The organism is Rhodocytophaga rosea (assembly GCF_010119975.1).
GTDB lineage: Bacteria > Bacteroidota > Bacteroidia > Cytophagales > 172606-1 > Rhodocytophaga > Rhodocytophaga rosea.
Genome location: NZ_CP048222.1, coordinates 3134521 through 3160702, shown reverse-complemented (window position 1 = coordinate 3160702; position 26182 = coordinate 3134521). Strand labels below are relative to the sequence as shown.

At 40.2% G+C, this 26182-nt stretch carries 24 protein-coding genes; 9 read left to right on the top strand and 15 right to left on the bottom strand.

Annotated elements, in window-relative coordinates:
* Positions 1 to 34: 34 nt before the first annotated feature.
* Positions 35 to 2818 carry an alanine--tRNA ligase gene (gene alaS / locus GXP67_RS13280; RefSeq protein ID WP_162443554.1) on the bottom strand — a complete coding sequence of 928 codons (2784 nt, stop codon included), beginning with the start codon at positions 2816 to 2818 and terminating at the stop codon, positions 35 to 37.
* A 168-nt stretch (positions 2819 to 2986) separates the two neighbouring features.
* Between alaS and GXP67_RS13275 the strand changes: the two genes are divergently transcribed.
* Positions 2987 to 3964 (top strand): M23 family metallopeptidase, encoded by a 978-nt coding sequence (locus GXP67_RS13275; RefSeq protein WP_162443553.1) that lies wholly within the window; start codon positions 2987 to 2989, stop codon positions 3962 to 3964.
* Between the two features lie 102 nt (positions 3965 to 4066).
* Here GXP67_RS13275 and GXP67_RS13270 read toward each other — a convergent pair whose 3' ends face one another.
* A complete protein-coding gene (locus tag GXP67_RS13270; protein WP_162443552.1) occupies positions 4067 to 4825 on the bottom strand; it encodes a manganese catalase family protein in 759 nt (252 codons plus the stop codon).
* 205 nt (positions 4826 to 5030) lie between these two features.
* Between GXP67_RS13270 and GXP67_RS13265 the strand changes: the two genes are divergently transcribed.
* Positions 5031 to 5450, top strand: a complete 420-nt coding sequence (locus tag GXP67_RS13265; RefSeq protein ID WP_162443551.1) for a nucleoside-diphosphate kinase — start codon at positions 5031 to 5033, stop codon at positions 5448 to 5450.
* Positions 5451 to 5534: 84 nt separating this feature from the next.
* Here the strand turns inward: GXP67_RS13265 and GXP67_RS13260 are convergent, their stop codons facing one another.
* From GXP67_RS13260 to GXP67_RS13245, 4 genes are all read right to left on the bottom strand, one after another.
* Positions 5535 to 6344: a phytanoyl-CoA dioxygenase family protein gene (locus tag GXP67_RS13260; protein ID WP_317170133.1), complete on the bottom strand. Its 810-nt coding sequence runs from the start codon at positions 6342 to 6344 to the stop codon at positions 5535 to 5537.
* A gap of 238 nt (positions 6345 to 6582) precedes the next feature.
* The gene (locus GXP67_RS13255) at positions 6583 to 7365 is read right to left on the bottom strand and encodes an L-fucose dehydrogenase (protein WP_162443550.1); all 783 of its coding nucleotides are present in this window, start codon (positions 7363 to 7365) and stop codon (positions 6583 to 6585) included.
* Positions 7366 to 7401: 36 nt separating this feature from the next.
* Positions 7402 to 9369, bottom strand: a complete 1968-nt coding sequence (locus tag GXP67_RS13250; RefSeq protein WP_162443549.1) for a glycoside hydrolase family 127 protein — start codon at positions 9367 to 9369, stop codon at positions 7402 to 7404.
* Positions 9370 to 9498: 129 nt separating this feature from the next.
* A complete protein-coding gene (locus GXP67_RS13245) occupies positions 9499 to 10251 on the bottom strand; it encodes an LOG family protein (protein ID WP_162443548.1) in 753 nt (250 codons plus the stop codon).
* Positions 10252 to 10446: 195 nt separating this feature from the next.
* On the opposite strand from GXP67_RS13245, the gene GXP67_RS13240 reads away from it, so the two are divergent.
* Together GXP67_RS13240 and GXP67_RS13235 are read left to right on the top strand one after the other, a co-directional pair.
* On the top strand, positions 10447 to 11370 hold the full coding sequence (locus tag GXP67_RS13240) for a PIG-L deacetylase family protein (protein ID WP_232065200.1): 924 nt from the start codon (positions 10447 to 10449) through the stop codon (positions 11368 to 11370).
* 107 nt (positions 11371 to 11477) lie between these two features.
* Positions 11478 to 12077 (top strand): hypothetical protein, encoded by a 600-nt coding sequence (locus GXP67_RS13235; protein ID WP_162443547.1) that lies wholly within the window; start codon positions 11478 to 11480, stop codon positions 12075 to 12077.
* A 133-nt stretch (positions 12078 to 12210) separates the two neighbouring features.
* On the opposite strand, the gene GXP67_RS13230 is transcribed toward GXP67_RS13235, so the two are convergent.
* The 5 genes from GXP67_RS13230 to GXP67_RS13210 all read right to left on the bottom strand — a co-directional run bounded on the left by GXP67_RS13230 (position 12211) and on the right by GXP67_RS13210 (position 15998).
* The gene (locus GXP67_RS13230) at positions 12211 to 12894 is read right to left on the bottom strand and encodes a carbohydrate-binding family 9-like protein (protein ID WP_162443546.1); all 684 of its coding nucleotides are present in this window, start codon (positions 12892 to 12894) and stop codon (positions 12211 to 12213) included.
* A 143-nt stretch (positions 12895 to 13037) separates the two neighbouring features.
* Positions 13038 to 13466: a hypothetical protein gene (locus GXP67_RS13225; RefSeq protein WP_162443545.1), complete on the bottom strand. Its 429-nt coding sequence runs from the start codon at positions 13464 to 13466 to the stop codon at positions 13038 to 13040.
* A gap of 43 nt (positions 13467 to 13509) precedes the next feature.
* Positions 13510 to 14226, bottom strand: coding sequence for a DUF3592 domain-containing protein (locus GXP67_RS13220; RefSeq protein WP_162443544.1), 717 nt, complete (start codon positions 14224 to 14226; stop codon positions 13510 to 13512).
* A 204-nt stretch (positions 14227 to 14430) separates the two neighbouring features.
* A complete protein-coding gene (locus GXP67_RS13215) occupies positions 14431 to 14892 on the bottom strand; it encodes a globin family protein (RefSeq protein WP_162443543.1) in 462 nt (153 codons plus the stop codon).
* Between the two features lie 317 nt (positions 14893 to 15209).
* Positions 15210 to 15998: an inositol monophosphatase family protein gene (locus tag GXP67_RS13210; RefSeq protein WP_162443542.1), complete on the bottom strand. Its 789-nt coding sequence runs from the start codon at positions 15996 to 15998 to the stop codon at positions 15210 to 15212.
* A 269-nt stretch (positions 15999 to 16267) separates the two neighbouring features.
* Here GXP67_RS13210 and GXP67_RS13205 point away from each other — a divergent pair, with 269 nt between their 5' ends.
* Both GXP67_RS13205 and gldC read left to right on the top strand, forming a co-directional pair.
* Positions 16268 to 17092: a M48 family metalloprotease gene (locus GXP67_RS13205; RefSeq protein ID WP_162443541.1), complete on the top strand. Its 825-nt coding sequence runs from the start codon at positions 16268 to 16270 to the stop codon at positions 17090 to 17092.
* Between the two features lie 98 nt (positions 17093 to 17190).
* Positions 17191 to 17535: a gliding motility protein GldC gene (gene gldC, locus GXP67_RS13200; protein ID WP_162443540.1), complete on the top strand. Its 345-nt coding sequence runs from the start codon at positions 17191 to 17193 to the stop codon at positions 17533 to 17535.
* 92 nt (positions 17536 to 17627) lie between these two features.
* On the opposite strand, the gene GXP67_RS13195 is transcribed toward gldC, so the two are convergent.
* A complete protein-coding gene (locus tag GXP67_RS13195) occupies positions 17628 to 18734 on the bottom strand; it encodes a TerC/Alx family metal homeostasis membrane protein (protein WP_162443539.1) in 1107 nt (368 codons plus the stop codon).
* A 220-nt stretch (positions 18735 to 18954) separates the two neighbouring features.
* Here GXP67_RS13195 and GXP67_RS13190 point away from each other — a divergent pair, with 220 nt between their 5' ends.
* On the top strand, positions 18955 to 19698 hold the full coding sequence (locus GXP67_RS13190; RefSeq protein ID WP_162443538.1) for a glycosyltransferase family 2 protein: 744 nt from the start codon (positions 18955 to 18957) through the stop codon (positions 19696 to 19698).
* On the opposite strand, the gene GXP67_RS13185 is transcribed toward GXP67_RS13190, so the two are convergent.
* The 3 genes from GXP67_RS13185 to GXP67_RS13175 all read right to left on the bottom strand — a co-directional run bounded on the left by GXP67_RS13185 (position 19688) and on the right by GXP67_RS13175 (position 23222).
* Complete coding sequence (locus GXP67_RS13185) at positions 19688 to 21349, bottom strand: ArnT family glycosyltransferase (protein ID WP_162443537.1); 1662 nt, start codon at positions 21347 to 21349, stop codon at positions 19688 to 19690. The two genes, GXP67_RS13190 and GXP67_RS13185, sit on opposite strands and share 11 nt — an antisense overlap.
* Positions 21350 to 21517: 168 nt before the next feature.
* Positions 21518 to 22378 (bottom strand): 2OG-Fe(II) oxygenase, encoded by an 861-nt coding sequence (locus tag GXP67_RS13180; protein WP_232065198.1) that lies wholly within the window; start codon positions 22376 to 22378, stop codon positions 21518 to 21520.
* A 160-nt stretch (positions 22379 to 22538) separates the two neighbouring features.
* Positions 22539 to 23222 (bottom strand): phosphatase PAP2 family protein, encoded by a 684-nt coding sequence (locus tag GXP67_RS13175; RefSeq protein ID WP_162443536.1) that lies wholly within the window; start codon positions 23220 to 23222, stop codon positions 22539 to 22541.
* A gap of 532 nt (positions 23223 to 23754) precedes the next feature.
* Here GXP67_RS13175 and GXP67_RS13170 point away from each other — a divergent pair.
* Both GXP67_RS13170 and GXP67_RS13165 read left to right on the top strand, forming a co-directional pair.
* Positions 23755 to 25029, top strand: a complete 1275-nt coding sequence (locus tag GXP67_RS13170; protein WP_162443535.1) for an MFS transporter — start codon at positions 23755 to 23757, stop codon at positions 25027 to 25029.
* Positions 25030 to 25138: 109 nt separating this feature from the next.
* Positions 25139 to 26155, top strand: a complete 1017-nt coding sequence (locus tag GXP67_RS13165) for an ABC transporter substrate-binding protein (RefSeq protein WP_162443534.1) — start codon at positions 25139 to 25141, stop codon at positions 26153 to 26155.
* Positions 26156 to 26182: the final 27 nt, after the last annotated feature.

Below are 26182 nucleotides of genomic sequence, written 5' to 3'. Positions count from 1 at the left end.
ATCACCCAACGCTGTCATTTTGATTCTAGCTATTTCAACCAAGTAATGCTCTGGCTTTTTCTACAACCCTATCCAGCCCATTAATGTCTGTTCCTCCGGCTGTGGCAAAGAAAGGCTGTCCGCCGCCGCCGCCTTTTATTTCTTTGGCGAGTTCTTTTACAATGGCTCCGGCGTTCAGTTTTTTCTCTTGCACCAGGTTATCCGAAATCATAACTGCAATTTGAGGTTTACCTTCAACATTGGCAGCGAGTACCAGAAACAGATTGTCTACTTTGGCATTCAGCTCATACGCAATTTTTTTCAGGCTCTCAGTAGTAGGTAAGCTTACTTTTTCGGCAATAACCGTTACTCCATTATTTTTTATAACCTTATTCAGCAGATCTGCTTTAATAGCCTGGGCTTCCTGTAACTGGAATGCTTCGATCTGTTTGCTCAGCTGGTTTTTTTCTTCCAGCAGGCTTTCAACAGATTTCACCAGATCCTTAGGGTTTTTAAGCAATTCTTTCAGTTCGCTCAATACAGCTAATTGCTCATTAATTACCGTTTCGGCTTTTTCGGCAGTAATGGCTTCAATCCGGCGTACACCGGCAGCGACGGCACTTTCAGAAACGATCTTAAAATAACCAATCTGGCCGGTGGCTTTTACATGGGTACCCCCACACAATTCCACAGAATACTTTGGGTCAAACGTGATCACCCGGACAAAATCGCCGTATTTTTCGCCAAATAATGCAGTAGCACCCAGTTCAGCAGTAGCTTTGGCAATCGGCACATTCCGTTTTTCATCCAATACAATATTCTCCCGTATCTTCTGATTTACTATCTTCTCTACTCTGGCAATTTCTTCATCTGTCATTTTGGTGAAATGTGAAAAGTCGAAACGCAGCACATTGTCGTTCACCAGTGAGCCTTTCTGATTAACATGGTTTCCGAGCACTTGCTTCAATGCCGCATGCAGCAAATGCGTAGCGGAATGGTTATTCTGGGTAAGTGAACGTTTACTGGCATTCACTACCGCATGAAAATCAGCTTCCAGGTTGCTTGGCAGCTTATCTGTAAAGTGAATAATCAGGTCGTTTTCCTTTTTGGTATCGGTTATATATACTTTTTCACTATTGGCTTCCAGGTATCCGGTATCTCCTACCTGACCACCGCTTTCGGCATAAAAAGGAGTTTTATCCAGCACAATCTGGTACTGGGTTTTATTTTTATTTTTAATCTCCCGGTACTTAATAATATGGCTATAGGTTTCCAGTTCATCATAGCCTAAAAACTGCACATCCTCTTCATCAGATACCGTAATCCAGTCGCCGGTTTCAGAAGATGCAGCTGCCCTGGAGCGTTCTTTCTGTACTTGCATCGCTTTAACAAATCCTTCATCGTCTACTAACCAGCCTTTTTCTCTGGCTAGTAAATCAGTTAAATCTTTAGGAAAACCAAATGTATCATACAATTGAAAAGCAAATTCTCCATTGATTGTCTTCAGGGTAGCTTCTCCAAATTCGCTCTCTATAACTGAAGCAACGCTGTCATCAAGATTAGTGAACTCGTTTTCTATGTAATCTTCAAATTTTTGAATACCGGTTCCTAATGTTCTCAGGAATGTAGATTCTTCTTCCCGGATTACCTTGGCTACGAAATCTTCCTGGGCTTTCAGTTCGGGAAATACATTGGCAAACTGATTAGCTAACACCGGCACAATACGGTATAAGAACGGTTCTTTAAACCCTAAGTAGGTATACCCATACCGGACAGCCCGGCGCAAAATGCGTCGAATTACATAGCCTGCTTTATTATTGGAAGGTAATTGTCCATCGGCAATGGTAAAAGAAATGGCCCGGATGTGGTCAGCAATCACCCGCATGGCAATATCAGCCCATTTTTCCTGCCCATATTTTTTACCAGAAGTGGTGGCAATAAACTGAATCAAGGGCTGAAAAACATCCGTATCGTAATTAGATTGTTTTTTCTGAATGGCCATACAGAGGCGTTCAAACCCCATTCCTGTATCTACGTGCTTGGCAGGTAGCTCTTTCAACATAGTTACCTCAGAATGTTTACCTGCTCTTGCCTTCTTGAAAGCAGAATCTGTTTTATCACCAGAGTATTTTGTCTCAAATTCCAGTAAAGCATTGGCACCACCTTTAGCCGGATTCCATTGCCTTTCAAACTGAATAAACACGTTATTCCAGATCTCTACAACCTGCGGATGGTCATTATTCACTAAATCCTTACCAGGTACTCTATTTACCTCTTCCTGAGGCCGTAAGTCAATGTGAATTTCAGAGCAAGGGCCGCAAGGGCCGGTATCACCCATCTCCCAGAAGTTGTCTTTTTTAGAACCATACAGAATCCGGCTTTCGTCGATCATGGTTTTCCAGATGTCGCGGGCTTCATCGTCAGCAGGTAGATTATCATCTGTATCGCCTTCAAATACAGATACATATAAACGTTCTTTAGGTAGTTTATATACTTCAGTCAGCAGTTCCCAGGCCCATTCCAGGGCTTCTTTTTTGAAGTAATCACCAAACGACCAGTTACCCAGCATTTCGAACATGGTATGGTGATAGGTATCATGACCAACTTCTTCCAGGTCGTTGTGCTTGCCGGAAACCCTCAAACACTTCTGTGTATCGGCGATACGTTTAAATTGCGGAATTTTATTACCCAGGAAATAATCTTTAAACTGATTCATCCCCGCGTTGGTAAACATCAGCGTAGGGTCGTTCTTAATTACCAGCGGAGCGGAGGGAACAATCTGGTGTCCTTTAGATTTAAAAAAATCAAGAAACTGACTGCGTATTTCGTGAGATGTCATCAGAATATCTTACCTAAATTAAAAGTTGTAAATAGTTATGCGTATATGCCCGGCGTAGAATTAGCGTTAAATTGTCAATCCAGCAAAAATCAATAGCGAATTCATTCAAATTCTTCTTGATTTTTTTAGAAAAGGACAAATTTAACAGTAAACCAGGAATTTCAGCATATGGCACGGATTAAATATTACTATGACACAGAGACCTGCAAATATGAGCGTATCAAAACACGTACGTCTGATGTAATTTCAAACCTGCTTGGCTTTCTGGCCGTAGCTTTTCTGATTGCTCTGGCTATTGTTCCGGTGTATAATTCTTATTTTAAATCTTCGCGTGAAGCGGCTTTACATAAAGAGAACGAGGAATTGCGGTTATATTATACCATGTTATCCAAAGAAATGAAGCAAGCCAATGATATGCTGGCATCTCTCCAGGACCGGGATGACAATGTATACCGGGTTATTTTTGAAGCGGAGCCAGTTGCTTCTTCTGTTAGGTCAGCAGGGGTAGGTGGTAGCGAGCGTTACAAAGACTTACTGGAAAAAGGCCTGGATCAGGAAGAAATGATACTGGATGCTTTTAAGAAAGTAGACAAACTCAAAAAACAAATGTATGTGCAAACCAAATCGTACGACGATATTCTGAAATTTGCCAAGAATAAAGCGCATATGTGGGCAAGTATTCCAGCGGTTCAGCCAGTTTCCAACAAAGAATTGAAAAGATTAGCTTCCGGTTATGGTATGCGTATTCATCCGATCTATAAAGTAAAACGCATGCATACCGGCATCGACTTTTCTGCTACCAGAGGTACTCCGATTTATGCTACCGGCGATGGCGTAGTTACCATCGTACGGAGTAATCTGGGTGGATATGGCAAGGAAGTTCAGATTGATCATGGGTATGGCTACATTACGCTATATGCCCATATGGAAAATTTCAATGTAAAAGCCGGGCAGAAAATAAAGCGGGGCGAATGTATAGGCTATGTAGGCAGCACTGGTTCTTCTACAGCTCCGCATTTACACTATGAAGTTATTCACAATGGCTCTAAAGTAAACCCGGTTCACTTCTTCTTTAACGAACTCACGCCAGGCGAATACGAAAAGATTCTGGAAATGGCTTCTGTAGAAAATCAGTCGATGTCGTAAAAAATTAGGCTGGCATTTGTATAAATGCCAGCCTAATTTTTTTGAGCGAATATAGTATTCATGTTAAAGCAACTCTTTCTATGGGTTGCTTTAATTTTGTATTTAGCGCGCTGCTTTAGAAATTTCTTGTACGATCTGCTGTTGTGTAACCTGAGCTTCCATCTTTGCCGGTGCTTCTATAAATTCTATATCATCTCCCTGGTTCCAGGGTCCCCGCATATCCCTTGCCCCATAATCTCCTTCACCAGTTGAATCATTATAAAACTGATTAACAATGCCGGGTGTTGGGGGAATTAGGCCGATAGACAGTGGATTTTTACCCATGCTATCCAGAGCGGTCATAAAGGCTTTTAAATGTGTGATTTCCCGAGTCATCAGAAATTGAAGTGCATCTTTACTTCCGGCATCATCACAAAAGTTAATCAAGCGCTCATATACAATTTTCGCACGGGCCTCTGCAGCAATATTGCTACGTAAATCTACATCTGGTTCGCCGGTAATTTTTAAATAATCAGCTGTCCATGCATTCCCTTGAGAATTATACAGATTTACACCACCTCCACCTGCAATGGCAATAAGCGGATCAGCTTCAGCAGCTTCTCTGGATTTTTTAGCGGGCTTTAAATGCATTCTGGCCAGCGTGCCTATTATTTCCAAATGGCTCAACTCCTCTGTGCCGATGTCCATCAGTAAATCTTTCAGACCCGGATCTTCGCAGTTGATTCCCTGAATAGAATATTGCATGGCTGCCGCAAGCTCCCCATTGGCCCCACCGAATTGTTCAAGCAGCATATTTCCGAATCGTGGATCTGGCGTACCTACCCTGACGGTATACATTAATTTTTTGATGTGATGATACATAGCTATTTAGGTTAAAGGAAGTAAAAAATATGATTAATTATTGAATGTAATTACGCACTGGTTACCTATATAGTTATATATATTCTGAAATATTTAATAAGTATCTGTTTGTATAGGTTACCTTATTTAAAAATAAGTTAACCTGTATACCTGATGATATTCCTGAAAATTAATTCTATTTTTGCCGGCAAAACAATATACTCGTATGGCAGGAAACAAAACATTTACCATGATCAAGCCGGATGCAGTAGCAGACGGACATACCGGAGCAATTATTAAAATGATTGAGGAAGCTGGCTTCCGGATCGTTGCATTGAAAAAAACAGTACTTACTCCAGAAAGAGCCGGACAGTTTTATGAAGTGCACAAAGAGAGAGGTTTTTACAATGACCTATGCAAATATATGTCGTCTGGTGCCATTGTTCCAATGATTCTGGAAAAAGACAATGCTGTAGCTGATTTCCGTAAACTGATCGGTGCTACCAATCCGGCCAATGCAGATGAAGGTACGATCCGTAAATTATTCGCAAAATCTATCGAAGCCAATGCCATTCATGGTTCGGATTCTGATGAAAATGCCGAGATAGAAGGCAACTTTTTCTTTGCCAGAACGGAGAAATTCTAATTCGGTTGTTGGTTGATCGTTGATAGCAGATATAAAAAGGGCAGAATTTCTGCCCTTTCTTGTTTTCAATAGTTCGCATATGCTTTATTGCAAATTAACACCCAAGCGGATCGCTTCTTCTACGGGTGTATACTTACCTGATTTTCCTTCGATTTGCAGATCCTCTTTTAATATTAATGGAGGCTGGGCTAAAAACCTAGGCTCATTGCCATGATGTGGCTGGGCTCCATGTACCAGAAAAGGATGGCATAAGTATACAGTACCTGCTTTGCCGGTAGCCAGAATTTCCTGTCTCTCTGTCAATTCTGCGAGTTTTCCAGCCAGTTCCATAAAAGGGAGTCCGGTTTCACCTGCTGGTTGTAATACTTTAGCAACATCCAGGTGAGATCCTACACGAATTCTGGTAGGCGCATCATTTTCTGAAACATTAGAAAAGAGAAACAGCATCAGCAATGCCCTGCCTTTTGACTGCACATTAACCCGCCATTCAAAGTAATTGGTAGGTTCAGAACCCGGAAAGCTTGCATCTACATGCCAGCCAGTGTCGCCTGGATCGTTGGGAGAAGGGAAGCGAACTGGAAATATACCCATACTTTTGCAGGGTATCCACTTACCTGGACCCACCAGTTGGTCGAAGGCAGCATGTAAAATAGGTGTACAGGCAGCTTGGATGAAAGGTTCCTGCGAATACATTCCCAGCCGGATCACAGGTTTAGTCCAGGTAGTAGGATCAGTGGGATCGCAACCTAAATCTTTCCAGAGAATACTTCTTACTTGTGCGGCTATTTCTTCGGAGAAGGCCTGATCTATGCGGACAAAACCCTCATGAATAAATTGATCTATTTGTTGTTGATTTAATACTTCTTCCATAATTATTTTTTCAAGTGAATTCATTGAAAAATCTATTGTCTTTCTCAGCTTAAATCAGAGCTTATAAACAAATAATCAGTACAAAATGATTGGTAGAGGATCACTTGTAAAGGAATCAATAAGCTAACGTTCAGACAATAATAAAATAAGCCTTAAAGTAAGGCAGTTGTCGGAGCGACAATTGGAAGGAAATTAAATCATTGGAGCCATTCTCATGGGCTAAATATCAGTTAAACAATTTTAGTTTGCAAGAAAACTAAAATTATGTTCCAATAGAGCGGTCGAGGTGAGTGTAGCCGCCGTCTACATAAATATGTTGTCCGGTAATGTGGGAAGCCCGGCTGGAAGCTAAGAAAACAACTGCATCTGCAATTTCTTCGGAAGTAGTGAACCGTTTGCCCAATGGAATACGCCTGGTGATTTCGTCCAGTTTTTCCTGCGGGTTGGGAAAGGTTTTGATCCAGGAATCATAGAGGGGAGTCCATACTTCGGCTGGAATGACTTCATTTACCCGTATTCCTTCGGACAATAAACTTACTGCCCATTCTCGGGTAAGTGCCTGAATCCCACCTTTAGAAGCAGCATATCCTGAGGTGCCTCCCTGGCCAGTATTGGCGACTTTTGAACCTATATTAATAATACAGCCTTTAGAAGCCGCCAGTGCCGGTTTGGCATAATGGGCCATCGTAAAATAATGAACCAGGTTTTTTTGCAGAGATTTTACAAACTCCGACGGCAATTGATCCAGGCTTACTCCATCGTTAATGCCTGCATTGTTGACGAGGCAATCTATGCGATTGAAAGTTTGTAGGGTTTGTTCGATAGCTTGTTTGCATTCTGCTTCGATAGTGAGTTCTGCTTTCACAAATAAAGTTTTTGCGCCTTGCTGCTGTAAATCCTGTAATAGCTTTTCTGCTTTCGATGGATCACGGCCTATAATTACCGGAATAGCACCCTCCTGGGCAAATGTTCTGACAATTGCTTCGCCAATTCCGCTGGCACCTCCCGTAACGAGCACTACTTTTCCTGCAAGCTGTAAATCCATATTGGTTTGTAAATGATAAAATGCGTGCGTATAGAATTATTTCTTAAGTAGCCAGACAGCCATTTCTCCAGGGCCTCTATGTGACCAGGCATAATAGGGGATGGCCATAAAGCCTCTTTGGTTAGCAGTTTTTCCGTGGATAACAGTAATTCCGTTAATCAGGGAAGATTTCTTTTCAATACTGAATGCTGTATTGGAAGATATAGCAATGTTACTTACTTTTCCACCATTGTCTACACCTTCTACACAATATACCAATGGACCTTTTTCCAAGGCAACTTTCCCTTTGTTTTCATTTACCTGATCACTGCAAACCACTTGTCTGACTGGCATGGACATATCTAGTTCTACTTTGTCTCCCGGTTTCCAGTTTTGTTGCAATACCAGATAGCCTTCTTTCACAGTAGTTGCCATTTTTTTTCCATTCACCAGAAGCATTACAGTTGGCTTTTGTTTGTCGGTATAAGTGTACAATTCTCCGGGAACCGGCTTGTTTTGTGCCCATCCAGGAATGCGGACGTAAAGCGGAAATGCGCCTGTTTTCTCTGGCTTTAGCGTAAGCGTTACTTTGCCATCCCATGGATAATTGGTTTGCTGCGTAATTTGAATAGACTGGCTGGCGTTTTTAACGGTTCCTGTTCCGGCTACGAACAAATTCACAAAAACCTGTTCACCTTTGGTCGCATACATATATCCAGGCAGAGATGGCAGAAAACGGGCTACATTCGAAGGACAGCAAGAAGTGCCAAACCAGGGACTTCTGGTAACCTGTCCATGGTTGAATTTGGATTTGCCATCGGAAGCCAAGGGATTTGGATAGAAGAATAAGTTGCCTTCCTGCGATACACCAGATAAAAATCCATTGTACAGGGTACGTTCAAAAATATCCATATAATCTGCTTTTCCACTTAGCAGAAAAAGCCGGTAATTCCACAGCATACTGGCCACAGCCGCACAGGTTTCGTTATAGGCGGTGAGGTTGGGCAAATCATAAGCCGGACCAAAACCCTCTACGCCAGCTGCAGCCCCCAGGCCACCAGTCAGATACAGTTTTTTATTAATAGTATAGTCCCAAAGTTTTTCGATGGCATTCGCATACGCTTTTTCACCAGTGAGTGCAGCTACATCTGCCATACCGGAATATAAATATCCGGCCCGTACCACATGCCCGACTGGTTCTGTTTGCTCAATTACCGGAATATGATCCTGGTAATAGGCACTATCCACTGGGTTAGCCCAGTCTGCAATAAATTGTTTGCGGTGTTCATGCCTTCCTCTCTGATCAACAAAGAATTTTGCAAGGTTGAAATATTCTTTCTTATTAGTGACCCGGTATAGTTTTACTAAAGCCAGTTCTGTTTCTTCATGTCCTGGTACGGCATAGCGTTTGCCCTCCCCAAATGTGTTTACCAGTAAATCTGCGCTTTTGGTCGCTACATTGAGCAAATTCTTTTTGCCAGTGGCTAAATAATGGGCTACAGCCGCTTCATATAAATGCCCCAGATTGTAGAGTTCATGGCTATCCTGTAAATTAATCCAGCGTTCTTTGCCTGCCCGGTCATCTAACTTACTTTCCGGATTCCGCTGGTGAATGGTGCGGATGGTATACAGATAGCCGTCTGGTTCCTGGGCGGCTGCAATTTTGGCAATCAACTCATCTAAATACGCATCTAATTTTGTATCTGGTTGTACCGCAAGGGAGTAAGCCGCACCTTCAATCACCTTAAACACATCCGAATCGTCGTAAGCAATGCCTTTGAACTTACCTGGCTTTAATCCGCCTGCTACCTCAAAATTATTGATCCTGCCGGTTTCTTCACATTTCTGAAAAGCAAATGGAATAGTTACTTTCCGGTTGGTATCCAGCCTCGGCGACCAGAAAGCTGATTGCAAATGCACCTGTGTAAAATCTACCGGACGAATGGGATAATCCTGGGCTTTAGTCTGGGTAATGGCTATAAGAGCTATATACAGGAGGGTAAATTTTTTAGGTAGCAGGCGCATAACGCAATAAAGTTGAAGATTTCAGACTTAATAATAAAAATTCTGATACTCACAGCGGATATCCTGCGATGATACCAAACATATCTGTTTTCTTCAATAAATTCCTCTATTATTTATGCAAATGAACATTTAATTTTCTCCCAGCACTTTATAACGCTTATATGGCTTGATCTTCTTAAGTTTAAACTCATCAATGGCATTTACCTGAATGTGTTGCATGGCTTCTTCCACAGAATCGGTAAATAATAATAGATTCAGGTCGTTTTTGTCTATCATGCCGGAGTGAGCCATATCATTGAGCAGGTCGAGTAAGTTGCGCCAGTATTCAGTGCCCATTACCACTACCGGAAAATCCAGGGCTTTTTTGGTCTGGATTAATGTAAGTGCTTCAAACAGCTCGTCCATTGTGCCCATACCACCAGGCATAATTATAAAAGCATAGGAATATTTAAACATCAGCACTTTACGCACAAAAAAGTATTTGCATAGAAACCATTTATCCAGATATGGATTGGGCTGTTGTTCTTTAGCAAGCAAAATATTACAACCTACTGAACGGCCACCAGCTTCTCTGGCTCCTCTGTTCGCAGCTTCCATAATACCTGGTCCGCCTCCAGTCATAATAGTAAAACCCAGCCGGCTCAATCCGGCACCTACTTTCCTGGTGAGTTCATAAAAAGGAGAATCGGGTAATACCCTGGCAGAGCCAAATACAGATACGCAAGGGCCTACAAAATGAAATACCCGGAAGCCTCTGATAAATTCTTTGACTACTTCCCATATAAAAAATAATTCTCTCCGCCTGGATTTGGGGCCTTCCAGAAAATACCTTTCTTCTTTAGCTGCCTGTGGTTGTGGAGGGGATGTTTTTGCCTGTGCCATGTATAAACTTTTAATAAGTACTATAAAAACGATAAAAATAGATGAAGGGCTAACTAATCCCGGCTATAATCCTCCAAATTCTTCCTGCAATATCCGGATTGCAGTTTATAAGTAAATTAAAAACTGTAAAAGTTTTCATACTGCCTGATATTGTGTAACTTTTTGACATTTGTAGCCAACCAACCTTTATCACATATGAAAAGATATCTTACTCTATTGTTACGGACAACAACTGTGGTTGCGAATGGTTTTGTCTTGTTGTTATGTATAGGAATGATCCATGTTCTGGCTGCCCAGGCTCAACCGGAGAAAGTAAGGATTATTATGATAGGCGCTCATCCGGATGACTGCGACATGAAGGGTGGGGGAACCGCTATTCTTTTTGCCTCAATGGGGTATGCTGTAAAATTTGTATCAGTTACCAATGGGGATGCAGGTCATCAGGCAGATAAGGGAGCTTCACTGGCTAAACGCAGGCTAGCCGAAGCCCAGGAAGCCGGAAAACGGTTTGGTGTTACCTATGATGTATTAGATAACCACGATGGCGAGCTGATGCCAGATTTAAAAGTGCGTTTACAGATTATCAGAAAAATCCGGGAGTGGAATGCGGATGTAGTAATTGCCCCCCGTCCCAACGACTATCACCCGGATCACCGGTACACTGGGATTCTGGTACAGGATGCTTCTTATATGGTGGCAGTTCCTAATGTAGCACCAGATACACCTCCTTTGAAAAAAAATCCGGTATTTCTCTATTACCAGGATGGATTTCAGCGGCCAAATCCTTTCCGGCCGGATATTGCAGTCGATATAAGCAGCGTATTTACTCAGAAAATACATGCCATGGACGCACATGTGTCTCAAATGTATGAATGGCTTCCTTGGATTGGACAGCATCTGGATCAGGTACCAAAAAATAAAGCAGACCGTGAAAAATGGCTGGCCCAGACCAGAGCTGTTCCCATTACACCAGAAGTAAGGCAATCGCTGGAAAAATGGTATGGCTCCGGTAAAGCTGCCCAGGTTCAACATGCCGAAGCTTTCGAAATTTGTGAATATGGTGCCCGGCCAACGGATGAGGATATCCGAAGAATGTTTCCGATGTTATCAGCAAAGTAGCTCTAGTATTTTTGGTTGAAAGTTGTTGGTGTAAATCAACAATATTTCTCTAAGACATGTCAGTTTAAATCTAAACCAATAACATTAGCGCACATTATAAATGAATAATGGGAATTGTTAAAAAACTATCGTTTGTATCTTTATTGTTTATAAGTTTTAACGGAAAAGCTCAAAACCTGAGTGAAAAGGAATACATAGTATTAATAGTAAACATTGAGAGAAAAGACCCTTTACACCCAGGAGAGATTTATTATTGGATTGCAGCATCTGATACCTTGAATGAAGAATATGAATTTAATTTCTCGCCCCTTTTTTTACGATTGTTTTATCCAAGTAGTTCTTATGATGACTGTTGCGAAGGAAGAGATGCCAGATTTTATACTTTAACTGATGAATCAAAATTCGAATTCACTGATGAATTTAATAATAAACAAGAAAATTTAAGGAAATTTCTTAAGAAGAATAGTAAGCTTATTCAGGTTATAAAGAAGAAAAATGGATTTAGTAAGTTGTTAAATGAAAAAGTAACTATTTCGGCAACAGCAATCAAAACAAGCCTGTGTAGTTGTAAAATCATTGAAGAAAAGCATTTCGAATCTGTGTTTTTACCAACTACCGAATTTAGTTTAAATAATGACTTTTGGAATTCTGATAAGGCTTACCACATTAAACATAAAGATTATACAGGATTCAGCCCATATTATTAACTACTTGTACTAACCCTAACGCCTGCATAACTGTTTATAAAGATTCAAACTCAAATTAAAAATATCTAGGTATAAATGGTGAATTATCTCCTTCGAATAATTCACTATCTAGTATAACTTGAAAAATATTTAACTACTCAAATACAATAGTGCCGTATTTCTGGTACTCATGGAAACTGCCGCTGGTGGGTTGCCATTGCCAGGTGGTATATTTCTTATCGTCGTAATCGATGCGGTAAAAATTAGCCCGCCACTTAGTCTGGCTTTTGGGCGGAACATTGTTGAGTGGTGAGAGCAGTGTATAAGGAATAAAGAACTCTGCCATCCAGCTTTTCACTGTTGCATTACTTTCCTTTTTACCGCCTTGCACACTGGTTTGATGCTGAGTTTTCCGGTCGCCTTCGTATTTCCAGGGCCGCCATCCAAAAAAATTTCTACCATTGTTGGGCACTATAATCGGGAGTTCATAATTAAGCGGCGACACTTCATATTCAAAATAAATAGGATGTTTTTCGTCTGTCCATAAGAATACTTCTACTACATCCTCATTATACAAATCACCAAAATCTTCCGTAATGGTAGAAGTCAGCTTAGTGTCTTCACAGAGAAATAGAAAATACATTCCTTTTTCTGAGTACAATATTTTTATTCTGGTTGCATGAGGGTTATCCAGATTTTGTCTGACCGGAATAGTTACCCAGTCGGTTTGTTGCCAGTTTGAAGCTGTTCCATCGCCTGTAATCGTAAAATCTGAAGTCTTCTTAATTGTTAATGGATCGGCGGGATGTACCGGAGGCGTGTTTTCGTGTATACTCATGGTTAGTATTCCGCAAAGAATAAAAGTAAAGACATGTATCAAGGTTGACTGCTTTAAATACCTTGCAAAATATCCGTCAATTTTTTTATTTACACAAGCCTAATTTTTGTTAAGTCAGTATATGTTGAAACTTTTTATCTGGGTTATATATCTGTAGAAGCATTTTCTGTTGCATAGGTGTCTGTAATATTAGTGTTCCACCGGCTCATGATACAAAATCCGCAAACAAATAAGAATAACACAAATGCTGACAGTGTGTAGGTCTGCTTGAATACTTCCGGTAAGTTTACCAGCAAGAGTATATCCATTACTAACAAACCTCCGACAATTGCACTATTCAGCTTGATCTGTTTTTTATACTGAGGCAGTTTTTCTTTGCTTTTATTCCGGAAAAAAAAGTCCATTACTAATTTATTGCCCGCATACGATTTAAGTAATAAGGGAATCAGAAAGATAATTCCTATAGACACAAAGCGGAAGCCTGAGATAAAATTCAGGATAACTAATATAAATAAGGCATAGTATAATGCCCACAAATAGGGCCTCCCGGCATACATTAATTCTTTATTCATGGCTTTAGCATTGATTTTATTTTTTTAGTATCAGTTTTATAGTTTAGTTACTTATTTCAGGCAAAAAAGAAAGGTCAACCCGGTATCTTTTATAATTGTTAGGATCTACCCATACTGGCACCTTCTGATTCGAAATATATTCGGAAGGGTCGTACCAGATCGAGGCGCTCTTGAATACATGTACTTGCTGCGTATGTGGATTGAGCCATTGAGAATATACCACAAATGGAGAGCGGCCATTCACCCTAACATTCGTATTTTTAGCTACTGATTGCAATTGAGTCTCGATTTTCCGGCCATTATTCAGCAGCCATGCGTCTTTTTTTCTTGTTCTGCTGGCTGCAAACAAATTGGCCAGACCGATTGTGCTGAATATCATGCCCAGAAAACCAGTAATCAGGGCAGCCAGCCATTGTGAAAAGAAACCTTTGATTTCTGCTTGCGAAGGTTTTCCTGGCTCATATAATACTTCTACCGTTTCTCCTACTTCATAGGCTGGCGGACTTGAACTATAGCTGGAACTAAAAATTGTTTTTTTACCGGTTTGATCTGTAAATTCAACGATGGGATAATACGTTGAACTGCCTTTAGAACTTCTGCTTTCACCCAATTGTGTTACTATACCTGAAGAACTAATTGCTTTATTGAGGAATTGTTGCTCATTATAATAACTAATTACACAAACCGTCAGCAAAACCAGGCCTACCAGAGTGAAAATAGAGCCGAAAACTTGTGTAAAATTGAATGATCTGTTTCTCATAGTGTGTGTTAATTGTTTTTTTTGCAAATCGTAACCGAAAATATGGCAACAAAATGGTTGGATGGGAAAATAAATGGATAATCAGTCCGTAAAGTGTATGGAGCTGTTTCCTTATTGCTAACACATTCAGCAAAAGGAATTTATATATGCTTTTACAGCAATAGGAAATCTGGTGATTTTACTAATTGAGTTAACCCCGGAGCTTTATTCGGAGGCATTGCTAGATTCAACAGGTTTAAATGGAGAAATGTAGGAACCTGGCTGCTCTGTTGCTTCAATCATGGCTTTGGCCAGTTGATTATACCATGTTTCCCAGGCTACTCGGGTTTCGTCCGTCCAGCGGTTGCCTAAGCCTTGCTCCAGCATCCATACCAGGGCTTTTCCTACCACCGCATAATGTTCGGGCCTGGTTCCGTATCCTACATGCCGTTGGGCCAGAGCATGTATTTCAGGCATAATATCATCCATTTTCTGGAGTTTGGTGATCATTACAGTAACCATAGCGATTAGCTTTTTCGCCTGGAATACCAGGTCATTTTTAAACATGGGTCTTAGCTCCGGATGAAGTTCGAATAGTTTGTTATAAAAAAGCTCTCCTGCCTCTTCTGAGCGGATAATAACAAAACTCCATGAATGTTTGACCAGTAATATCTGTCTGTCGGTCATAGTGGTAAATTCTTAAGAAATTAAATTATTTTCAATGGATTGTAGCAGCCGATATGAATTATGGAAGCAAAGTAAGGGGATAGGAAAAAGGCTTGCAATAATATAGTGTATACAAGTCGTGGACATGGACTTAAAACCAGGTAAACAAAAGGTAAACAAAGCCTGAATACAGTCAAAAAATGAAAATACAGGGAGAAACTTCAATTGGGGGTATGTTTACTTATAAAACTATAACGCTCTAGACAACAAAATCCGGCAATGTACATTGCCGGATTCCGCTACGATCATTTAGAGTATGTAGGTTAGTTCGATACAGCTTATTTCCAGTGCAGCTTAATTACATCGAGCATTTCCTGTCCGATATGTCCGGAAGCAATTACCCTACCGCTAAAAATATAATCTTCTCCCCCTGCAAAATCAGTTACTTTACCTCCTGCCTCCTGCACCAGAAGGATACCACCGGCTACATCCCAGGCATTGAGATTAAATTCATAAAATGATTCAAAACGCCCACAAGCCACATAGGCCAAATCGGTAGCTGCTGAGCCTAGTCGGCGTACGCCATGCGAGCGGTGCATAAACTCTTTGAGAATAGAGATATAGGTCTCCATTTTGCCAGAGGTGTCATAGGGAAAGCCGGTAGCAATCAGGCTATCAGCTAATTTGGTAGCTGGCGATACTTTAATTGGTTTACCGTTACAGAAAGCACCGCCCCCTTTCCAGGCATAAAAACATTCGTCCAGATTTAATTCATGTACAACCCCTACCAGCAGTTCGCCTTTGTGTAACAAACCAATGCTGATGGCAAACGGAGGAAGTTTGTGTATAAAATTGGTGGTGCCATCCAGCGGATCAATAATCCAGTTAGTGGTTTCGGAACGGAATTCAGAAGTACCTTCCTCTCCTATAAAGCCGGCTTCGGGCAATATTCCTGATAAGCCTTTGATAATTGCTTTTTCAGCTTCTTTGTCAACATACGAAACCAGATTATTGGTACCTTTATATTCCAATTTCGACATGTCGAATGCAGCCGCTTCTTGTAAGATAAACGTGCCAACTTGTTTGGTCAGAGCAGTAACTTGTTTGCAAATGGCTTCTAAATTCACAGGAGGAATGTTTTAGTTAAGTGATGATTAGATTGATTATATACTTGTATGATGAAGCTGGCCTTAAGAGCCAACAGATTATGCAAATATTTATATACGGAAAGCGTTGCAAAATAAGGGAATAAAATATGTTATGAAAATAGGCCGCTCGTAAATATTCTGTTTGACTTAGCGTTGAAATTATCAATTTTGCGGAAATTTGATTTAACAGAAAAGCCGCTCTTTTCGTTTAACTTATATTGATTAGATAAAAGTCCACAATCCAACACATGAATGTATCAGTGAGTATTAAGAAAAACATAATTTATTTATATGCTTGTGCGCTTCTTTTTGTCCTGCCTGCCTGTGATAAAGATGGCAGTATCAATGTTTTTAGCGTAGAACAAGACGTAGAACTGGGAAAGCAGGTAAGTACTGAAATTGAAGCTAATCCAGCCGGATATCCTTTACTTCCCGAAACCGGCAGAAATGGACAAAATGAAAAAGCTTACCAGTATATACGAGCCATTACTTCTAAAATTTTAAATTCAGGCCAGGTAGCGTATAAAGAAGAATTTGCCTGGCAAGTAAAAATTGTTCAGGATGATAAAGTATTAAATGCCTTTTGTACACCTGGCGGATATATTTATGTGTATACCGGGCTTATTAAATACTTAGATGCCGAAGACCAGCTGGCTGGGGTAATGGGCCATGAGATTGCCCATGCCGATAAGCGCCATACCACTGATAATCTCACCAAACAATACGGGATTCAATTGTTGCTGGATGTTGTGCTGGGGAGCAACCAGAATGTAGCCACTGAAATTGCGAAAGGTCTGGCTAATTTAAGTTATAGCCGGGCTGCCGAACGGGAAGCGGACGATGCCTCTGTCGTATACTTGTGTCCGACGGGATACAAATCGGATGGGGCAGCTGGTTTTTTTGAGAAAATACAGAATGAAGGCGAGGGTGCTCCGGTACCTGAGTTTTTAAGTACACACCCCAATCCTGATAACCGCATTGAATCCATCAAACAGAAAGCCCAGGAAGAAGGCTGTAATACTAGTCCTTTAGCCAATACGCAATACCAGACATTTAAAGGTTATTTGCCTTAATCAAGCTCTGGCAGTTATATAAGCGTACACTTGATAAGCTGTTATTTTTAACAATAGATTCGTAACTAGCAGGAAATTTTAACCTTGCAATTATTGTTATGAAAAAGTCAGAAATTATATTCAATATAGAATTAGATAATAAAAATATTCCTGAAAAAATATTCTGGGATGCTACCGATAATCCGAATGAAGGCCTGGAGGAAACCAAAGCTATCTCCATTGCCTTGTGGGACCATTTTCACCAGAATACCCTGAAAATCGACCTGTGGACCAAGGAAATGCCAATCGGTGAGATGAAACGTTTTTATATAGAAACCATTAGCGGAATGGCTGATGCGTTGCGTACAGCTACTGGCGACGAAAAAATGGCTGGAGCCATTGATGATCTGTGCCGGACACTTTCAAAAAACCTGGAAGAAGAGTTGAAGAAAGAAAATAGCTAATACAGGGTATCTATATAGGTATAGACTGCTTAATCTGTTCATCAACAAAAAAGCCTGCGTAGTGATACCAGGCTTTTTTGTTGATTGTATTTTTAATGTTTAATAGTTTTTTTTGGTGCAGAAGAAGGTTTTTCAGAGGATTGTTCAGGGTCTTCTTTTGGTTTGGCTGGAAATACCAGAGATGCCAATACACTAATTAATAGAATGCCAATAATAATATAGAGAGAATATTGTGTCTTGAAGCCAATTTCCTTCAGGTAAGAATGTGCCAGCATTTTAGTTCCGATAAACATCAGTAAAACAGCCAGCCCGACTTTCAGGTAGTGGAACAAATGCATAACATTGGCCAGGAAAAAGAACATGGAACGCAGACCCATAATGGCGAATATGTTCGAGAAAAATACAACATATGGGTCAGTAGTAACGGCGAAAACGGCAGGAACGGAGTCAACAGCAAAAATAAGGTCGGTAAATTCGATAATGAGTACCACTACAAACAGGGGAGTCAGCATGAGTTTTCCGCGTTTCCGCACAAAAAACCTGTCGTTCACATATCTGGGAACCACAGCAAAATACCTGGACGCAAACTTTACTACCGGATGTTCCTGTGGTTCTATTTTGTCTTCTTTATTGCGGTTGAGGTACATCTGAACACCTGTAAAAACCAAAAATGCCCCAAACAGGTACAGTACCCATCCGGCTTTCAAAATCAGGGAGGAGGCAGCAAATATGAAAAGGAAGCGCATGATCAACGCACCCAAAATGCCCCAGAATAATACTTTTTTATAGTACTTCTCCCGTACACCGAAAGAGGTAAAAATCATGATGATGACAAAGATATTATCTACTGATAAGGCATATTCTACCAGATAACCAGTAATAAACTCGAGTGCCATGTTGCTGCGGTAGCTTTCCAGGCTTCTTTCAAAGTCATCCGGATATAGGGTAATCTCCTCCGCATACCGTTGCTGTATTACTTTCAGGTCATCAAAATTCTCAACGCCATGAATCAAGTCACCATGCGTTCGAATGATGAAGTAAAAAATAAGGGCAAAAGTTATCCATACGGCACTCCAGATTCCTGCTTCTTTAAAGGAAACAATATGATTTTTCCTGCTGAAAACACCCAGGTCCAGCAGGAGCATTCCCAGAATAAATGCCAAAAAAGCACTAAAAAAGATAATTTCGTTAGAGATCATTACCCAGCTACGTGTATGAGAGTATATTCCTTCCCTGCATGAGAAGTAATATCATATGACAAAGTAAAAGATAATTTTTCAAATCCTATGCGTATATAAGAAACTCTGCCTGGCTTTTATAAGATATATTTCAGAATATTTTTTTGTAGCCTGTAATGGTATGCACTGGCATAATAGGATTTTGGTTGTAAAAAGGTTCTAGTTTATTTAGTTTTGCCCTATGTATAACGGAAAGAAAGTAGTAATTGTATTACCTGCCTATAATGCAGCCCTCACTTTAGAACAAACCTACCGCGAAATTCCCTTCGATATTGTAGATGAAGTCGTACTGGTAGATGATGCCAGCCGGGATAATACAATGGAAGTAGGCCGAAGAATAGGTATTGTTCACCGGATACGGCACGAGAAAAACACAGGTTATGGAGGAAACCAGAAAACGTGCTACAAAAAAGCTATGGAACTTGGTGCTGATATTGTGGTGATGCTGCATCCGGATTATCAGTATACACCCAAACTGATTACGGCTATGGTATCCATTATTGGCCAGGAATTGTATCCGGTAGTGTTTGGCTCGCGCATTCTGGGAAAAGGCGCCTTAAAAGGAGGGATGCCTTTGTATAAATATATCTCCAACCGCTTTCTTACTTTCGCCCAAAATACGCTGATGAATCAGAAATTATCTGAATACCATACTGGCTACCGGGCTTTTTCTGCAGAAGTACTACAATGTATCGATCTGAGCCACAATTCCGATGACTTTATTTTCGATAATGAAATGATTGCGCAGATCTTCTATAAAGGCTTTCAGATTGCAGAAGTTACCTGTCCTACCAAATATTTTGAAGAGGCTTCTTCCATTAATTTTTCCAGAAGTGTTACCTATGGCGTAGGTGTGCTGAAAGTATCGTTATTTTATATGCTTACCAAATTAGGCATTATGCGTTGGAAACCACTTATTTCTTAGCTTTCCGGCGGTAAAAAACAAAGCCATTTTCGCTACCCAGTTTTTCCAGACCTTCCATCGTTTCCAGTTCTTTTTTCCGGTCTACTTTCGTAACAAAGTAGACATCTTTATCTATATCGCCACGGAGCAGCCAATCATAATCATAACTTTTAGGATTGGTTACCGGAGGTTTTCGGCTATAGAATAACTGCGCATAACTCTTATATCCATCTGTAATTACATATACATCTTTTCCTTGTAAACTTTCAAAAAAACGTATGGCTGCTCCCTGGGAATAAAGCTCTATCCTGCCTATAAAAAAGATCAGGGTAAGCATTACAAACATGGCTGTTCCGATATACAGGGTTCCAAATCCCTGGTCATATTTTTTTTGTAAGAGCCATTTGATACTTAAACCCAATACCAGAAAAAGAAATAATCCGGCAATCGATTCAAATCCTGTCCAGTTTACATGGGCAGCCAGATTGGCCTTTGCAAAAGGATCCTTGCTAAATAAAGGAGCTAATAGCTCAACCTTCATTCCCACAAAAGGGAGTACAAGAGTTGCTAAACAAAATAATCCTCCAATGGCAATCAGGCTATATTTCATCCAGTTGGTAAAAGCAATTTTCCGCTCGGTAATCTGGTACATGGTGAGTGCTGCCAGGTAGGTAAGCGGGAAATAACACATAGAGGAGTAATGGACAATTTTGGATTTTACAATGGTAAACAAAATCAGCACCACCCAGAAGAGAATGATCATCCATATTCTAAAATCCCGCTGGTATATGTACGGTTGGTCTTGCTTGCCAAATGCCCGGATGCAGAAAATGGATGCCGGAAAACAACCAATCAGCAACACTACAAAATGGTATCCCGGAAAACCTGCATGGCCAGCATCAGGCGTACTAAACAAACGGTACTGGTATGTAAAAAACTCATTAATAAAAAAAGGACCGTGAACAGCAGTTTCTACCCCATACCAAATAAGGGTGACAAGGGTAGCCGAAACTGTGAACAACAGGAAATGTAGTATATTTATATAGAACCGGAATTTCTGCAGAATCCAGTAAATAAATAAAGTCAGGCATACAATAATATAAGCTGCCGGGCCTTTTGTCAGAATAGCTAAGCCCAGAATGATACCACCACTGATCAGGTATAAATAGGCATTTTTAGGCAGAAAAATATTGGAATAGCTGTCTTTCTTCCAGTAAAAAAGAATAAGCAGGTAAATCGCCAGAAAGATGAATAGATTAAAAAACGGATCGATGATACCAGACTTAAAATACAAGTGCGGTAATATAGACCCTCCATAAGCGCCAGCCCAGAATAGTCCGAATTTTTTATCGTAGAGCTTATTCCCAATTAAAAATAGCACAATAAGGGTAAGAATGCCGCAAACAGCATTGGGAAACCTCGCTGCATATTCACCCACACCAAATATTTTCATGGAAAAGGCTTGCATCCATATGAATAGAGGGGGTTTTTCCCAGAAAGGTTCATAGTTTATATATATCCGCAGATAATCTTTCAGTATGATCATTTCCCGGGCACATTCCGCAAAATTAATCTCATCCCAGTCGAATAAATGTACGCCACCCAGAAAAGGCAGAAAAAACAAAGCTGCCAGCAGGCCAATAATGATCGAATATATAACTTTAGGCGACAAAACAGGGTTAAGGGTTTCAGTGAAAAATAAGCGCTATTCAAAGGTGTTACGCTATTTATATCATAAAAATAAGCCCAGGCAGATTCATAGGCCCAACAAATACAGCCAATTAACCTTTCCTATTATTCTACAGGCATCTACCGGCTAACTTCTGTCAACTGCTTTGTGTTACGTATATTTCTTTCTGTTCAGCAGAATCAGCATACGGCTCACAAAATCATCATTGATACCAAAGGTACTTTTTATAAATGTATATCCGGCAATCAGTTTTTTATCTAAATAAATCAACGCAGATTTAGCGCCATCCTGTGGCCGGGCTTGATAATTGGTAGGCCGCAGCTTCGGCGTAATCTTTTCCTCTGTAAAATAATATAAGGCGATCGACTTGCGCATTATATCTTCCGGACACTCAATCGCATCAGGCAAGCGGTGGTAGGAATCTTCGTCTGTATTAAAAATAACACAGCGGTTAAATACAGTGCTGATTTTCTGCTGGTGTCCTTTCATTTGCCGGTCCCATAATTCCAGGTCTCCTTTATAATCTGGTTTCCAGTCTTTATTTAGATAGATAAGCAAATTCACCCGGCGGCGCCAGTTTCGTTTATGCGGATGTACAGTAAAATCAGCATGAACATTCAAAAACCCACCTCTTTTCGACTGATGCAGACCTCCTCCTTCCAGCATATCATCGGGCACAAGGTTTTTTATGCCGGTAAGTTTGCTTATAAACTCTAAAAATGGTGATGAATTCAGTTCCTGAATAAGCTGCTTAATGAAGAGGGGAAGCATATCCATTTTATTAAGTCCATGCTTTTTCTCATTTACCTGTACATAATGAATCCAGCCAGCATCTTTCACGGCCGGAAATTCACTGAGCGCTTTCTCAGCCGCCCATTCTTCCAGAAAATTATTTAATACAATATGTGGATAAGGCTGTGCCTGCCTGTATCTGGGGTTATTTTCAGCCAGAGAAGCATTCCATGTCTGGAAATCAAAGATGGTTTCTTTGTCTTTCAGGATAGTGTTCACAGGTGTTCGTTTTAAGCTGCAAAAGTAAATGTAATTCGACAGACTGCATAAAATTTATCTTTTAATAACACGAAAAAATCAATTTTATTGCTGTGACATTGCCTTGCGCTTACAAACAGATGGTAGTATGTTAATAAAAAAGTAGGCTGGAAAGGATATTTTATTTAGCCGCCTGCTTTTTTCTTTCGTCTATATAATCCAGAAAACCTTTGGATTGCCATGGAAAGTCGCGTTTATTAAAATATATAGTAAGCCAGTAGTAGACAAGCAGTGTCGTACCAACTCCTATCAACGAACCGGCATATACATCTGCGAAAAAATGCTGTGATAAATAGATTCTCGAATAAGCAGCCAGTAAGGCTAATACAAACCACAAATAGCCCATTTGTTTATTTTTAAGCAATATGCTCAATAAGCAAAAAACTGAAAATGCCGTGGTGGCATGTCCGGATGGGAAACTGTTAAAAGAATGAACGGTCAGGCCTTCAATCGTGTGAAGGGAGATATTTTTGTGTTCAAAAAATGCTTTAGGGCGTAATTCATCCAAAAAAACAAGCTTTTTTAGTAATTGAGAAAATAATGAACTGCTGATAAAACAGCCTAAGGCAATCAAGGCTTTTCTAAGGCTAAATGCAGCCAGAAAAAGGATAACCCCTACATAAAAAACTCCATCTCCGATGTGTGTCAGGTACTGGAAGAAATAATCAGCCGCTGTATGGTAATTGCCATTGATGTATAAAAAAATCTCCTCCTTTGAATAAAGTAACTGAAGGATAGCTCCAATTAATAGAAAAAACAGGTAAGGCAGAAAAAAGGCAGTATTGCGCTGAAACAACTTAATCATGGCACGCTGGTAGTCTGCCTGCAAGTTATTTTAATTTTTTCTGATTCAGAAGATGAGTGTCTTTCTTCCTATAGACAGCATAGGAAAAAACTGAACTTTTCAATCAGTCTACGTACGATATAAATGGGGTTGCAGATGAAGTATGCGTTTAGTAAGCAATATGATTATTTCTATATCCATAATTGCCCGCTGATTTACTTTGGTTACGTTCATCTATAACCTGAATAAATTCAAGCAATGTTTTTATAAATATTTTGGCGGCATGAATATGCTCAAAATAGCTCAACTGATGCTTACTGGACGAATTGATATTTTCTTAACTGTTTACCAAATAAAGCTTTATGGAGAGCAATAAATAGATGGTTCCTTCTTTCTCATTAGAAAAAGATAATTTTTTATAGATAAAATTATTGAATATCTATGTTTATTTATCAAAAATTCATATAATTGACTTAATTTTTTAAAATCTTTTAATAGTATCATTTGTCTATAGTTCTACATTTTAAACCTATCCTTTTCTAAACTTTTGATTATGGCAACAGCAATTAGCACACAAACATCAGCTGTAAATGCAGATCGCCTATTTTATGGGAGTTGTTTCGCACTCATTACCACAGGCTTTTCTTTTAGTATCCGGGCTGGTATACTACCACAATTAGGTGCTGAATACGGACTTTCAGCTGAGCAATTAGGCTTTATTAATTCCATGTGGTTTTTAGGCTTTCCTATCTCCATGATCATCGGAGGCTTAGTATATTACTCTATTGGTCCAAAAATCATTATGCAGGTTGCTTTTGTTTGCCACGCATTGGGTATTTTACTTACCCTTCTTGCAGGGGGATTTGCAACATTGCTCATCTCTACACTCCTTATTGGCATTGGTAATGGTTGTACTGAGGCAGCCTGCAATCCGATGATTGCAGATATGTATTCAGGAGAAAAAATGAATAAAATGCTGAACCGCTTTCATATGTGGTTTCCGGGAAGTCTGTTTCTGGGCTTTTTGATTTCCAAATTTATGACCGATGCCGCATTACCTTGGCAAGCTCAGATATTGGTGATTATAATTCCAACTGTGATCTATGCTTTCCTATTCTTCGGGCAAACATTCCCAAAAGCCAAAGTGGCTGAGTCTACTTCTTTAGCTCAGAACTTACGGGCAATGGCTACTCCGCTATTTATATTTATAGCTATCTTAATGGCATTTACAGCTATCTCTGAATTTGGTCCATCGCAATGGTATACGTTGGTTTTAGCACAGAGCGGAGTTGAACCATTATATATTGCCGCCTTGGTTGCTTTCTTAATGGCATTTGGCCGGTACTTTGGTGGTCCCCTTATCCACAGGCTTGACCAGACTGGTGTATTGTTGGGTGGAGCAATTTTTACGCTCATTGGTATTTATTTGTTCAGCACCGTAACTGGTCCGCTGGCTTACCTTGCTGCCGTAATCTACGCCATTGGTTTATGTTATTTCTGGCCTACTATGATCGGTTTTGTGGCTGAGCGCATTCCAAAAAGTGGTGCCCTGGGTATGTCCATTGTAGGGGGTATGGGTATGTTTTCAAATTCTATTTTTAATCCATTTATCGGCAATTGGATTGATAATGAGCGTGCTGAACAAACCGCAGCAGGTTTAACAGGAAATGAGCTTGAATTAGCTGTAGGTCAAAATGTTTTGCTTACAATGACAATCTTTCCTATTGTTCTGGTTATTGCTTTTACTGTCCTGTTATTCTGGGTACGTAGCCGGAAGGGATCTCATGTAGATGGAACAGAATTAGCTGCCCCTGGAAGTTCCATGTAAACTGATCGGATAGCCATAAACAATTTTTATATTTATTCATGAAAGCATAAGGCAGGCTGTAAACCTGCCTTATGCTTTACGTATCTTTGGTATTTCTAATTATTCTTCTATGCAACTCAAAAAGTATTTTGCCTTACTGAGCTTAACGCTAAGCTTAACATTGCTGCTCAGTTGTAACTCTTCTCCTAAAGAAGATCAAAGTACAGGTATGACTACCACTGAAACCACAAAATTGAAAATCGCAGTAATCCCCAAAGGTTCTACGCATTCTTTCTGGAAGTCTATTCATGCAGGTGCAGCGAAGGCAGCCCAGGAAAAAGGGGTAGAAATCATCTGGCAGGGACCACAAAAAGAGGATGACCGGCAGATGCAAATCCAGGTAGTACAGAATTTTATCAGCCGTGGCGTAGACGGTATTGTACTGGCTCCTTTAGACGACCGTAGCCTGGCTACACCGGTAAGTTCTGCTGTTAAACGGAATATTCCGGTAGTAATTATAGATTCTGGCCTGCAATCAGAAGAATATTCAAGTTTTGTGGCTACAGATAATAAGCAGGGAGGAAAACTTTGTGCCAAGCGTCTGGCTGAATTGCTGAATGGAAAAGGAAAAGTAATTATGCTCCGCTATCAGGAGGGTTCTGCCAGTACAGCAGAACGGGAAGCTGGTTTTCTGGAAGGTATGAAAGAATATGGTCCAACTATAGAGCTGATCTCCACTAACCAATATGCCGGAGCCACAATGGAAAAAGCTTTTCAGGCTTCACAAAACCTGTTAAACCGTTTTGCGGAAGTAGATGGAATCTATTGTCCGAATGAATCTTCTACCCAGGGCATGCTTCGGGCATTACAAACTTCCGGCCGGGCTAAAAAAGTAAAATTTGTAGGTTTTGACTCCAATGATGCATTGATCGCTGGGATTAACAATGGCGAAATTCATGGACTGGCTGTACAAAATCCATTCAAGATGGGCTACGAAGGTGTATTAACGGTGGTAGCTGTTCTAAAAAAAGAACCCTACGAGAAAAAAGTTGATACCGGTGTGATGCTGGTTACTGGCGAAAATATTAATACTCCTGAAGTAAAAGAATTGCTTAATCCTGACCTGGCTAAATGGCTGAATGAGTAGAAAATTAATAAAAACGTTTTTCAAAAA

Coding starts and splice junctions, on each gene's coding strand:
- GXP67_RS13190 (WP_162443538.1), top strand. CDS start 18,955: ATGTATAACGGAAAGAAAGTAGTAATTGTATTACCTGCCTATAATGCA.
- GXP67_RS13275 (WP_162443553.1), top strand. CDS start 2,987: ATGGCACGGATTAAATATTACTATGACACAGAGACCTGCAAATATGAG.
- GXP67_RS13205 (WP_162443541.1), top strand. CDS start 16,268: ATGAATGTATCAGTGAGTATTAAGAAAAACATAATTTATTTATATGCT.
- GXP67_RS13165 (WP_162443534.1), top strand. CDS start 25,139: ATGCAACTCAAAAAGTATTTTGCCTTACTGAGCTTAACGCTAAGCTTA.
- GXP67_RS13240 (WP_232065200.1), top strand. CDS start 10,447: ATGAAAAGATATCTTACTCTATTGTTACGGACAACAACTGTGGTTGCG.
- GXP67_RS13250 (WP_162443549.1), bottom strand. CDS start 9,369: ATGCGCCTGCTACCTAAAAAATTTACCCTCCTGTATATAGCTCTTATA.
- GXP67_RS13225 (WP_162443545.1), bottom strand. CDS start 13,466: ATGAATAAAGAATTAATGTATGCCGGGAGGCCCTATTTGTGGGCATTA.
- GXP67_RS13260 (WP_317170133.1), bottom strand. CDS start 6,344: ATGAATTCACTTGAAAAAATAATTATGGAAGAAGTATTAAATCAACAA.
- gldC (WP_162443540.1), top strand. CDS start 17,191: ATGAAAAAGTCAGAAATTATATTCAATATAGAATTAGATAATAAAAAT.
- GXP67_RS13245 (WP_162443548.1), bottom strand. CDS start 10,251: ATGGCACAGGCAAAAACATCCCCTCCACAACCACAGGCAGCTAAAGAA.
- GXP67_RS13220 (WP_162443544.1), bottom strand. CDS start 14,226: ATGAGAAACAGATCATTCAATTTTACACAAGTTTTCGGCTCTATTTTC.
- GXP67_RS13215 (WP_162443543.1), bottom strand. CDS start 14,892: ATGACCGACAGACAGATATTACTGGTCAAACATTCATGGAGTTTTGTT.
- GXP67_RS13230 (WP_162443546.1), bottom strand. CDS start 12,894: ATGAGTATACACGAAAACACGCCTCCGGTACATCCCGCCGATCCATTA.
- GXP67_RS13175 (WP_162443536.1), bottom strand. CDS start 23,222: ATGATTAAGTTGTTTCAGCGCAATACTGCCTTTTTTCTGCCTTACCTG.
- GXP67_RS13235 (WP_162443547.1), top strand. CDS start 11,478: ATGGGAATTGTTAAAAAACTATCGTTTGTATCTTTATTGTTTATAAGT.
- GXP67_RS13270 (WP_162443552.1), bottom strand. CDS start 4,825: ATGTATCATCACATCAAAAAATTAATGTATACCGTCAGGGTAGGTACG.
- GXP67_RS13265 (WP_162443551.1), top strand. CDS start 5,031: ATGGCAGGAAACAAAACATTTACCATGATCAAGCCGGATGCAGTAGCA.
- GXP67_RS13255 (WP_162443550.1), bottom strand. CDS start 7,365: ATGGATTTACAGCTTGCAGGAAAAGTAGTGCTCGTTACGGGAGGTGCC.
- GXP67_RS13195 (WP_162443539.1), bottom strand. CDS start 18,734: ATGATCTCTAACGAAATTATCTTTTTTAGTGCTTTTTTGGCATTTATT.
- GXP67_RS13170 (WP_162443535.1), top strand. CDS start 23,755: ATGGCAACAGCAATTAGCACACAAACATCAGCTGTAAATGCAGATCGC.
- alaS (WP_162443554.1), bottom strand. CDS start 2,818: ATGACATCTCACGAAATACGCAGTCAGTTTCTTGATTTTTTTAAATCT.